Source organism: Brevibacterium sp. 239c, assembly GCF_900169365.1.
Lineage (GTDB): Bacteria > Actinomycetota > Actinomycetes > Actinomycetales > Brevibacteriaceae > Brevibacterium.
This window is the reverse complement of record NZ_FXZH01000026.1, coordinates 40,628-52,426: the sequence shown is the minus strand read 5'-3', so window position 1 is coordinate 52,426 and position 11,799 is coordinate 40,628. Positions and strand designations below refer to the sequence as shown.

Below are 11,799 nucleotides of genomic sequence, written 5' to 3'. Positions count from 1 at the left end.
CTGTTTGTGTCCTTCATGTGTGAACGATGTCGTGAGACAGGTGGTGAAGGATGTCGCGACACAGGGTGTGCATGATGTCGTGACACAGTCAGTGATCGATGTCGTGAGACAGGAGTGAACGATGTCGTGCAACCAGACACCGCTAGCCCGACCATGAGGGGGTCCCTCCCGCTTGCGGGGGAATGTGTCGCGACATCGTTCACTCGATGTCGCGGCACATTTCTCATTTCTGACTCACTCATGTCTCACGACATCGTGCACACTTTCAGGGGTATGTCTCACGACATCGTGCACACGTTCTGACCTGTAACGCGACACGCGACTCTCAGTCCGATCGCCTCGGCACAGTTCCGAGCCGGCCGGCGAAGATCATTGTGACTGCACCGATGACGATCAGCAGTGACAGCCCCCAGCGCAGACTGCCGATGCTGGCGATGATTCCGACCAACGGGCTGGTCCCCAGATAGCCGACCCTCATGATCCAGTTGACCAGGGTCACGCCGCCGGCCCGCCCCACACCCGGAATGTGAGCTGCTGCCCCGAGCGCGCCCGGGACAAGCGTCGCTGAGCCGTATCCCATCAAGGCAAGACCTGCCAACAGCAGAACCGGCTCGGTGGCGGCGACGACACCAATCCCACCAACCGCGATGAGACCTCCCCCGAGGCGAGCTATCCGACCGGAACCGAAACGCTGGACGAGGAGGTCGCCGCTGAAGCGACCAAGGCATTGGCTGCCGATGACCACGCTGAATGCGATCCCGGCAGTGGCTACGGGTACACCGCCGAATTCCACCGCGGCGATCGCGGACCAGTTGTTCGCGATATCTTCGACCGCCGTCCCACAGATTGCCACGACGGCCAACGGCAGGGCCATAAGCAGGATGGCACGCTTTGAACTGGGTCGCTTGGCACCTGCTGTCTCACTTGCGTCAGCACTTGCCTCGGCACCCTCAACAACACCAGCCTCGGCGCCGTGATCAGCACCGGTGTCGTCAGCTCCACCGGAGTTCTCTGGATGACTGCGAGCGTCGGCGTCTCCGACCAGCCGACGTGCGAGCATGATCACGATGATGGACACCACCATGATCAGTCCCAGGTACGCCCTCATATCCATGCCATTTGCCGCGGCAACCGTGGCGGCCGCGCCACTGACGAGTCCGCCCAGACTCCACAGCGCATGCATGGATGAGAGGATGACGCGCGACTGGCTCTCCTGCACCCCGATGCCGACGACGTTCTGGGCCACATCCACGATCGCATCGAAGAAGCCGACGAAGAAGAGGCACACGGCCATCATCAGACCGTTGACGGACCACGCGGTGGCCGCAGCAGACAGCCCCAACAGGACGGTACCCCCGATGACGACGGTATTGGCTCCGAACCGTGAGATCAGGTGTGCTGGTGCAACAGAGGAGACGATCGCACCGAGGGCGAACGATGCGACGACGAGCCCGAACTCCCAGGAGTTCAGTCCCAGCCGCTCGACCAGCAGCGGATACCACGGCAGCAGCGCCGCGAACACTAGGCCGTTGCAGCCGAAGTAGAGTCCGACGCCGGCAAGCGGGCGTACACCGGAGTTGGGCCGATGGCTCATTCGCCGGGCTCACTGGCCCGGTCGTTCGAGCTCGCTCCTTTCTTCGACTCAAGTCTGCCTTCCCGCACATTCAGACTGGCCCGCCCGAGCACGAGCAGGGTCACCAGAACGCCGAGCAGCTTCCACCACACACCGTCGGTCATGAACAGCAGCACCATCGCAGCCAGGATCGGGGCCAGGTGGACCATCGACCACCCGACATAGCCGCCGAAGCTCGGCATCTCCACGTTGGCCGAATCCGCGACGGATTTCACCATGAAGTTCGGGCCGTTGCCGATATAGGTCAGAGCTCCGCCCATGACTGCACCCAGGGACACCGCGATCAGGAGAGTCTCGGCGACGCCGGCCACCCGTGGCTCTCCCGGCACTTGAGAGGCCATTTCGAAGAAAGTCACATAGGTCGGAGCATTGTCGAGCACCGAGGACAGACCACCGGTGAATACGAACAGGGAGATCTCATTGAGCGGGATCCGATGTGCGATCTGGCCAAGATAGGCCAGTGCGGGCATCATCGTGAGGAAGATGCCGATGAACAGTGCTCCGACTTCCAGAATCGGAGCCCACGTGAATTTGTTGAGGTTGAAGCGGGCACCGCGGTCTCCGAAGAGGAATGATGCGATGGCCGCTGCGAGCATGACGAGCTCACGCCAGGGAACGTACTGGGACACGCTTGCATGTCCGGATTCGACCGCATGCATGTCGATCGAGGGGATGAACGCGACGGCGATGATGATGACGGCGAGGAAGGCGAGTCCGCTCGCCCCGCGCAGCCCCAGTTTGGTGGCGTACTCCGCATCCTTCGCCAGCCCCTCGGCGGGCTCCTTCGCATACATTTTGCGATCCAGGGCGTAGAAGCTGATCAGGAGCAGCGCATTGACGAACAGCCAATAGGGCCACAGTCCGAAGGTCCATTCGAACGGAACCCCGCGCAGCATCCCGAGGAAGAGGGGCGGGTCCCCCAGCGGGGTCAGGAGTCCGCCGCAGTTGGCCACGATGAAGATCGTGTAGACGACAGTGTGGGTCCGGTGTCTGCGGTCCTGGTTGGTGTTGAGGATCGGCCGGATGAGGAGCATGGCCGCACCAGTAGTGCCGATGAACGATGCCAGCACTCCGCCGATCGCCAAGAAGATCGTATTGTTCTTCGGCGTGGCCTTGATGTCGCCGACGAGGAAGATTCCTCCCGAGGCCACGAACAGGCTGCCGACCAAGACGATGAATTGGAAGTACTCCACCAAGGCTTCGGAGACGGTGAAACCGGCTCCGCCGATGACGAACCACACGGCGATGGGAACACCGAGGACCAACGCCACAATGAGCTTGACGAGGTTGCGGTCCCAGATCTTCTCAGTGGCCGGGATGAGCGGCAGGACCGCGATGCAACCCAACAGCAGAACGAACGGGAGAATACTCCACCAGGCAACAGCCATCCGGCGGTCCCTTTCTCATATTGGTGATGACGAGTTCCACCGAGCTCGTCGACGTTGACGTGGCACCACTCTACTGACAATCGGATCCAATCCCCGCAGTGACCCACGTCTCGGACAGTCGCGTGCTCAACAGCTTGTCGGTGGCATAGCGTGGGGGTGCAGCTCATCGACATCGCATTCGCCCCGTGCGCCGAATGTCATCCTCAGGAGGAGACCCGCTTGTCTCAGAACGAATCGTCCGCAGAAGTCAGACTGCACGGTCGAGAACGGGTGAACTCCCGGATCGTCGGAATCTCGCTGGCGGCTGCGCTGGGCGGGTTCCTCTTCGGCTTCGACACGGCTGTCATCAACGGCGCCGTCGACGCCCTGGCCGAGGAGTTCGCCCTCAGTGCCGGGCTGAAGGGCTTCGCGGTCTCCTCGGCGCTGTTGGCCTGCGCACTTGGTGCGTGGTTCGCGGGCTCTCTGGCCAATCGCTACGGCAGACTCCCGGTCATGGTCGTCGCCGCGGCCCTGTTCTTCGCCTCCGCCATCGGCTCGGGACTGGCCTTCGGGGTCACGGATCTCATCATCTGGCGTATGGTCGGCGGGCTCGGCGTGGGTGCCGCATCCGTCATCGCTCCTGCCTATATCGCCGAGGTGTCCCCCGCCCGGGTGCGCGGTCGCCTCGGTTCGCTGCAGCAGCTGGCGATCGTGACCGGTATCTTCGCGGCCCTCCTGTCGAACGCGCTCCTGGCCTCGCTGTCCGGCGGAGCCGCCGATCCTCTGTGGTTCGGAATCGAGACCTGGCGCTGGATGTTCATGGTCGAGGCGCTGCCGGCTCTGGTCTACGGGCTCATGGCTCTCGGCCTTCCGGAGTCCCCACGGTTCCTGGTGGCCCGTGGCAAAGAAGATGAGGCCGCACGAGTTCTGCGTGTCTTCACCGGAGTCACCGACACCGATTCTCTTATCGAACGGATCCGCGACTCGATCCGACGCGAAGACAAAGAGTCCTTCAAAGACCTCATCGGCAAATGGTTCGGCCTCAAGCCGATCGTCTGGATCGGAATCCTGTTGTCCGTCTTCCAGCAGTTCGTCGGCATCAACGTCATCTTCTACTACTCGACGACGCTGTGGAAGTCGGTCGGATTCGATGAGTCCAGTGCCCTTTTGACCTCCGTCATCACCTCGGTGACGAACATCGTCGTGACGATCGTGGCGATTCTGCTCGTCGACAAGGTCGGGCGTCGCAAAATGCTGCTGGTCGGTTCGTTCCTGATGGGAATCTCTTTGGCCACGATGGCGGTGTCGTTCTCGTTCGCCGAACTCGCCACCGCGGCCGATGGCACCACCAGTGCTCAGTTGGGTGCTCCGTGGTCGATCATCGCGCTGATCTCAGCGAATGTCTTCGTTGTCGGATTCGGTGCCACCTGGGGCCCTCTGGTGTGGGTGCTGCTGGGCGAGATGTTCCCCAACCGGATCCGTGCCGGTGCCCTGGCTGTGGCTGCCGCAGCCCAGTGGATCGCGAACTTCGCGATCTCTACGACATTCCCGATCTTCGCCGATATCAGCCTGACCTTGGCTTACGGCTTCTACGCGTTCTTCGCGATGCTCTCGTTCTTCTTCGTCTGGTGGAAGGTGCCCGAGACGAAGGGAATCGAGCTGGAGGACATGACGGAGGAGCTCACCGTACATCCGCGCGACTGAATCCGCCGAGGCTGTGCCGGGGTGGCCTGGTCACGCCGGGCTATCGGCGGCGGACTCGGTCTGCGCGTCCTTCTTCTTCAGCCCGATGAGCAGGCCGGCAATGGCCAGCACGAAGCAGGCACCCAATCCGACCGTCAGTCCAGGCTCAGCCTGGTAGGCGGTGGCCAAGGCCTTGAAGCCGATGAGTCCGACCGTCGAATAGATCAGTGCCCACAGCGAACCGCCGACGACGAGCGCGGGCAGATAGCGACGGTAGCTCATGCCGCTGGTTCCGGCAGCCAGATTGAGCACGGTCTGCACCCCGATCATGAGGAAGCTCAGGGCGATCACCGGTGCGCCATAACGCTCGATCGCGGCCTCAGCTTTCCGATATTTCGGGCCGGACATGATCCTATCGATGCGTTCGATCTTTCGGATGCCTCTGCGCGCCAATCGTCCCAGCAGGAACGTTCCGCCTGCGCGGGCCAGGATGATGCCGAACAGGATGAGCCAGGTGACGACGATGGGAAATGACCAATTCAGAGGGTTCATCGTGACTCGTCGTCCCGGCCTTTGGCGCTGCACGGATGGTTTCGATTGCTCACGCCACGATTGTACGCCAGGTGAGGTTAGTCTGCCCTCACCTGGCGTCCTCTCGCCTCCCGGTACACAGCCGCCGGAAGTCTCGCCTCAGACGAGCTCGCCGCCCAGGTGCACCGAGCTCACTCGGGACTCGATCCCCTTAACGTCCTGGGTGCTGAGGTCTCCGTCGATGACCACGAGGTCGGCGAGCGCCCCCACATCGATCCGGCCGACGTTGTCGTGGCCCAGGAGTTCTGCTGCGACGGACGTTCCGGCTGCGAGTGCTTCAGTCGTGGAGAGGCCGACTCCCGCGAGGAGACTGATCTCTTCCAGGTTCTCACCATGCGGGCCGACACCAGCATCGGTGCCCATCACGATCTTGACCCCCGCCTCATGGGCCTTCGCGATCGACTCATAGTGAGCCTCGATGACCGAGTGGGCCTTGTCGACCACGGACTGGGGCAGGGCCGAACCAGCCTCGGCAACCTTGATCACTGCCTGCGGAGCCTGCAGGGTCGGGACCAGGAAGGTGCCGGCCTCGAGCATCAGGTCGATGGCTTCGTCGTCGAGGTAGATGCCGTGTTCGATGGAGCGCACTCCTGCGCGGACGGCGTTCTTGATTCCTGGTGCGCCCTGGGCATGGGACATGACGTGCGCACCTTGGGCGGCCGCCTCGGCGACGATGACGGCGATCTCTGCCTCGGTGAACTGGGAGTGTCGAGGATCATCTCGCGGTGAGAGCACACCACCGGTCGAACAGATCTTGATGTGATCGGCGCCGGCCCGTAGGAGCTCGCGAGTCTTGCGCTGCACGCCTTCGAGCCCATCGGCCACGCCTGAGGGCCGGCCCGGGTGTGGGGCGAGGAACGGAGAATCGGCGCCGGAGACCAAGTGGAAGTCGCCATGCCCACCCGTCTGGGACATGATGTTGATCGCGATCGACAGGCGAGGCCCACGGACGACGCCCGACTCGATAGCAACCTTCGCGCCGAGGTCGGTGCCACCGGCATCGCGCACGGTCGTCACCCCACCCTTGAGCGTCTTCTCCATATTCTGAACGGAGTTGTAGAACTGCAGCGAGAACGGATCATGGAACGACGAAGAGTTGTTGGCGCCTGTGCTCATCAGATGCACGTGGGCGTCGATGACGCCGGGGATGATCGTCTGGCCGGCGCAATCGACATAGCTGTCACCGGCATCATGTGAGCCCTGACCGCCCTCGGTGATCGCAGAGATCACTCCCCCGTCGACGACGACATCTCGCAGCCCGGCGAGGAACCTGGTTCCGTCGAAGACCTTGGCGTTCTTGAAGACTGTGACCATTGGCGTTCTCCTCATCATTTCATCATTGAAAATCGTGCGGGCGACGTGCTTCATGCCCGTGGTTCAGCTCTATCACGGACATCTGCGTCTCGTCATGCTCCGGCTTAAGAATAGTGAAGTGCATACACCATAGTGAAGATGTTCACGGTCCGAGACGCACACCTGTAGGACGTCCTCCTCGACACTTCGGCCTCGCCGAGGTTGTCCGGCTGTAGCCTCGCCGAGGTTGTCCGGCCCTGGCTCGGTTACTTGAGCTGACGTACGAGGATGTCTGCATCCCCATTGCGTCCAACAGTGACGAATCCGTGGTCGTGGTAGAGGCGAGCCGCGCCGTTTCCGTCTTCGGCCGACAGGCTGACGGCAGGGAATCCGCTCATCTTCGCCAATGTGCACACGACTTCGAGGAGCATGCCGCCGATGCCCTGGGACTGGTGCTCGGGCAGGACCGCCATCGACAGTTCGGGAATGTCCGCGGCCACCCAGCCGTATCCGGTGAACCGCGACCCCACCTCGGCGGTGGTGCCGCCGGTGGTGCCGGCGGTGGTGCCGGTGGTGCCGGTGGTGGTGCTGGTGGCCTCGTTCGATTTCTCGATCACGGCATCGAATGCGGCCAGCCGCAGCCACGCGAGACCGACGATCTCTGGGGCGGATTCTCCGGCAGCGGAGTCTTCGGAGGATTCTCTTCCGTTCGGGGCCTTCGCATAGGCCGCGACCGCGATGTCACCGTCGCGTCCCCAGTCCTTGAAGTAGAAGGCTGCATCGTCACGCTCGCGGAGCTCGTCGACCTCAATCCGCGGTTTGTCCATCGACCAGTTGAAGCACAGGTCGAGGAAGGGCAGAAACACCTCGTCCGGGGTCTGCGCGCTCAACGGACGGATCCTCGATTTGAGTGCGGACCGGCGGCCCACCTCGGCGGGCTCCTGATTCTGACGTTCGTTCATGAGGTTCCTTTCTCGACCGCCCGAGCGATCCACCTGCGGTTGCGCACGCGCCATCCCAAAGTCAGCGCACGGAGGCCGACGAAGCCAATGCAGAACGCAGCCCACAGTCCCAGAGCACCGGGCCAGTAGAGGACGATCGGAATCAGCAGAATCGCATATCCGGCCACTGCAACCAATTGTGCCAGAGCGAGATATCTGGCGTCCTCGGCTCCCATGAGGACACCATCGAGGACGAAGACATAGCCGGCGATGGGCATGCTCAGGGCGAGCACGGGAAGCAGGCTCGTCATCAGTGCGACGACAGCCGGGTCCGAAGAGAAGCCGCTGGGAATGATTCCGGCACCTGCGAAGAGGATGAGTCCGACGACGATGCCGAAGACGACGCCCCACAGACACAGCCTGCGATTGATCGCGGCCACCGCGTCGACCTTCCGTGCGCCCAGCTGCAGTCCGATCAGGGCCTGGCCGGCGATGGCCAGTGAGTCGAGGGCGAGCGCGAGGGCGAAGAAGAGGCTCTGGGCGACTTGGATTGCGGCGAGCTCGGTCGTTCCCATGGCCGTGGCAAGGAAGATGAGGATGATCAGTGCTGCGCGCAGGGACGCATTGCGCACCAACAGCCACCCGGAGGTCTTCGCCGAGGACAGCACCCCGGACCAGTCGGGCCGGAGCGTGGCGTGGAATCGTCGTGCCGCTCTGATCGAAATCACCACGTAGACGGAGCACATGCCGGCTTGGGCGATCACGGTGCCCAGCGCGGAGCCCGCGACGCCCATGTCGAGGCCGTAGATGAAGAGCGCGTTCAACCCGATGTTTGCGATGCATCCGGCCGCCGCCACCATGAGTGGTGTGCGCGTGTCCTGGAGCCCGCGCAGCAGCCCGGTGGCGGCGATGACGACGAGCATGAAGGGCAGTCCCCACCAGGAGATGGCGAGGTAGGAGTGTGCGCCCTCGGCGATCTCGGAGCCGGGCTCGAACGCGGCGATCAGTGGTTTGAGCAGGGGCAATCCGATGACCAAGAGCACCACCGAGGTGCACAGTGCGAGCCAGATACCGTCGAAGCCCGCATTGATGGCACCGGGGCGATCCCCAGCACCCATTCGCCTGGCGACCCGAGGCGTCGTGGCGTAGGCGAGGAAGATCATCAGTCCGAGGACGGTCTGCAGGATCGTCGACGCAATCGCCAACGATCCCAGAGCACCGGCGCCGAGGTGGCCGACCATGGCCGTGTCAGAGAGCAGGAAGATGGGTTCGGCGATCAGCGCTCCGAGGGCCGGAAGTGCCAGTCGGAGAATGTCTTTGTCGATCGCTGCCACAGACCGAGTCTAACGAATCGGGGCTCTGCCCTCCATGTCAGTGCCGAATGAGAGCATATAACAACAAGCACATCTAGATGATGATAGTGATCGACAAGCACCTTTTCGTGATGCTATAGAGGTCACTCGATAGTGAGTTTCGAGCGTAACTTCTATTTTCTTTCTTTATTTATTCGAATCTCTCTATCTATCGGTTCTATTACCAGATATACTGCAGATAGGTGCCAATGCCATCAGACGCACTTCACAGAGCAGTGGAGAGGGGGCAACGCAATGAAGCACATGAACGACGACAGTTCGGACTCCGGTGCGCGTTCGGTCGACACCAGTTCGTCAGCCTCCAGTGGCCGTTGCCTCGATATCGACGAGGACTCCCCGTTCAGGGACCTTTCGGCCGTCTACGCCTGCAGCGACCAGGCGCAGTTTGCGGCGCTGGATGCCACCAGCGGCATCTTCGTCCGCGAGGTTGCGCACTACCTCGGACTTGCCGGCCCCGACCTGACGATTCCCTACGACTTCGCGTCTCTTGCGGAGACCGTTCTTCGTCGCTGCCGTAAACGCACCCGCAACGGTTCTACAACGAGTGCCACGGCAAGCGCCGACGCAGCCAGCACAGCAAGCGAGGACAGGGCTGATGGTAACAACGGCGCTGACAGTAACGACAATGCAGGTGACGAAGCTAGTGACGGCGAGACTGCGAATCGCGGGACTGCTGCGTCCGTAGGCGAACAATCTCCCACTGTCTCTACTCCGTCAGCTTCGAGCACATCGTCGGCCTCGGGCACCTCGTCGGCCTCGGGCACCTCGTCGGCCTCGGGCACCTCGTCAGCCCCGGGCGCCTCGTCGGCCCCGAGCCGAAAGAAGGACCGCGGAGCTGGCCGCAGAATGCGTCGTGAGCAGCGGGATGCTCGAGAGTATCCGGAGCCGCTTCCAGACTTCCCGGCATTCAAACCCTCGTCGACGTTCAATGGCTGGACGCATCAATACGCCTGGGCTGAAGACATCTGCGAGTATTCGACACTCCTCGGCGCCACCACGTCGGGAGCCTATAAGCACATCACCTCTGCGATGACTTTGGTGCACGGACTTCCGAAGTTCCACCAGCGTTGCATCGATGGTGATTTCACCATCGAACATGTTGCCTTCGTGACCCGTCGTTGCAGAGACGTCGCGTTCCGGTACCTGCCGAGCATTGATGACTACCTCGCCGACAGGCGAGCAGACATCACAATCGAAACGTTCAAGCGCTCCCTCTCACTGAAGATCGCGGCGACTCAACCAGCGCAGGAAACCATTGAGAAGGTTGCGGTCCGCCGCCGGGTCGACATCAGCACGGGCGATGACGGGACCGCCTATCTCACTCTCACCGGGCCAGCTCCAGAACTCCACGCCTGCTACAGGAGGGTCGAAGCATTCGCTCGAGCCGTCTACAAGGGAAACATCGAAGCATTCGACGACCAGCTGAACCCGGAAGAGAAGTTCGACGATGATCGCGGCATCGATGCGCTGATGTTCGACATACTCACTCGCACCCGACCCCAGCTGAAACTTCGCATCACCAGTAACAACACCACGACCGGGGACACATCAAGCACGGATTTTCCGATCGATGGCCTGTTCGCAGGACCTGACGGTGTCCCTATGTCGCCCGAGGAATCGATGCTCGCTTACATCGAACGAACCTTCGGACAGATGAGCGACGAGACGTCAGCACCGGCCGACGGCGACAGCCAGGAACATACTGCCAGTCAGGGACAGGCCGGGTCCGACTACTGGCTGCGCGACCCGCGCTTCTTCGAAGCCATGAACAACAGTCGACCGGCACCCGGTAAAGCTTTCTGGCCACCAGGAGCCGATCCGCAGGCACCGTTCGACGCTGATTCCTCACCCCCGTATGACGGATCATCATGTGCCGTCAGCTACGAGGTTCTCCTCGACCTACCCACCCACGAATACTGGCTCTCCCATCAGGCTCGGACGACGATCACCGTCCCTATGCTCACGCTGCTCAGCGAAGTCCTCGGCGCCTCCGGTGACGATGCAAGCGCAGCAGCTTCTCCCACACCGGAGACGGAAAGCAACAGCGAATCCCCACCCGTAGACACTGAAGAGGCAGATGTGTGCGATTTGGCCGGGATGCTTCCTGACGGTTCTCCACTTCCAGCTGACATGGCGCGCAGGCTCGCCGCGTATGCATCGACATGGACACGTATCCTCACCGATCCGGCGACCGGCACGCCACTCGACGCAAAGGCAACCAGCTACACGATCCCCAACAGCATCCGCCAGCCCCTGGCAGCCCAGTGGATGAACTGCACGATGCCCGGATGCACCCAACGTGCCGAGCTCACAGAAGTCGACCACATCATTCCCTTTGACCACGCCAGCCCAAAGACCGGTGGCCACACCCGATTCGGGAACCTGCACAACCTCTGCAAACTCCACCACCAGGCGAAGACGGACCGGAAGTTCTCAGTCAGAATGACCGAACATGGGCGGCTCGAATACATCTTCAGACACGGAATCACCACCGAGGTCATACCGCCCGACAATCCGATCAATGTCGAGCACGCCAAGCTCTTCGTCAAGTACTTCGCGACACCCCCACCTCAAACGACCGCCCCACCGCCGGCTGCGTGCTCGACAGATGTACCACCGCCAGGAGCCACCCAACCACCGGCTGACACCCCGACGAAAGCTGCTTCCTCGAGGAGAGCTGCCCCGTCTGATGCCAAGACTTCCCCGGGGCAAGACGACCGACAGAAGAAGTCCGCGACGGCAGAAGAAAAGCCGCCGACCACGCAGTCACAAACTGCGCAGTCGACGACTGATCCTGCAGGGGAAGGCCAGTCCCCTTGCTGGGCCGAATACGTCGACCCCTTCTCCAGCCAGCCCGATCAGAACACAAAGCAGTGGTTCTGGGACACAGGTGAGCAACCGCCCTTCTGACGGCTCGC

At 62.2% G+C, this 11,799-nt stretch carries 8 protein-coding genes; 2 read left to right on the top strand and 6 right to left on the bottom strand.

Features of this window, described 5'->3' with window-relative positions:
* Positions 1–325: 325 nt before the first annotated feature.
* Both BSP239C_RS18355 and BSP239C_RS18350 read right to left on the bottom strand, forming a co-directional pair.
* On the bottom strand, positions 326–1,594 hold the full coding sequence (locus tag BSP239C_RS18355; RefSeq protein ID WP_101574791.1) for an MFS transporter: 1,269 nt from the start codon (positions 1,592–1,594) through the stop codon (positions 326–328).
* Positions 1,591–3,021, bottom strand: coding sequence for a sodium:proton antiporter (locus BSP239C_RS18350; RefSeq protein ID WP_101574790.1), 1,431 nt, complete (start codon positions 3,019–3,021; stop codon positions 1,591–1,593). The genes BSP239C_RS18355 and BSP239C_RS18350 overlap by 4 nt, the downstream gene beginning before the upstream one ends.
* 282 nt (positions 3,022–3,303) lie before the next feature.
* On the opposite strand from BSP239C_RS18350, the gene BSP239C_RS18345 reads away from it, so the two are divergent.
* Entirely contained in the window at positions 3,304–4,704 is a 1,401-nt protein-coding gene (locus tag BSP239C_RS18345) for a sugar porter family MFS transporter (protein ID WP_257930281.1), read from the top strand.
* 30 nt (positions 4,705–4,734) lie between these two features.
* Here BSP239C_RS18345 and BSP239C_RS18340 read toward each other — a convergent pair whose 3' ends face one another.
* The 4 genes from BSP239C_RS18340 to BSP239C_RS18325 all read right to left on the bottom strand — a co-directional run bounded on the left by BSP239C_RS18340 (position 4,735) and on the right by BSP239C_RS18325 (position 8,842).
* On the bottom strand, positions 4,735–5,235 hold the full coding sequence (locus BSP239C_RS18340) for a DedA family protein (RefSeq protein WP_101574789.1): 501 nt from the start codon (positions 5,233–5,235) through the stop codon (positions 4,735–4,737).
* A gap of 138 nt (positions 5,236–5,373) precedes the next feature.
* Complete coding sequence (locus BSP239C_RS18335; RefSeq protein ID WP_101574788.1) at positions 5,374–6,588, bottom strand: amidohydrolase family protein; 1,215 nt, start codon at positions 6,586–6,588, stop codon at positions 5,374–5,376.
* 245 nt (positions 6,589–6,833) lie between these two features.
* The gene (locus tag BSP239C_RS18330; protein ID WP_180959099.1) at positions 6,834–7,529 is read right to left on the bottom strand and encodes an N-acetyltransferase; all 696 of its coding nucleotides are present in this window, start codon (positions 7,527–7,529) and stop codon (positions 6,834–6,836) included.
* Complete coding sequence (locus BSP239C_RS18325; protein WP_101574786.1) at positions 7,526–8,842, bottom strand: MATE family efflux transporter; 1,317 nt, start codon at positions 8,840–8,842, stop codon at positions 7,526–7,528. The genes BSP239C_RS18330 and BSP239C_RS18325 overlap by 4 nt, the downstream gene beginning before the upstream one ends.
* Before the next feature lie 282 nt (positions 8,843–9,124).
* Between BSP239C_RS18325 and BSP239C_RS18315 the strand changes: the two genes are divergently transcribed.
* On the top strand, positions 9,125–11,791 hold the full coding sequence (locus BSP239C_RS18315; RefSeq protein WP_257930279.1) for an HNH endonuclease signature motif containing protein: 2,667 nt from the start codon (positions 9,125–9,127) through the stop codon (positions 11,789–11,791).
* The last annotated feature ends 8 nt before the right edge of the window (positions 11,792–11,799 follow it).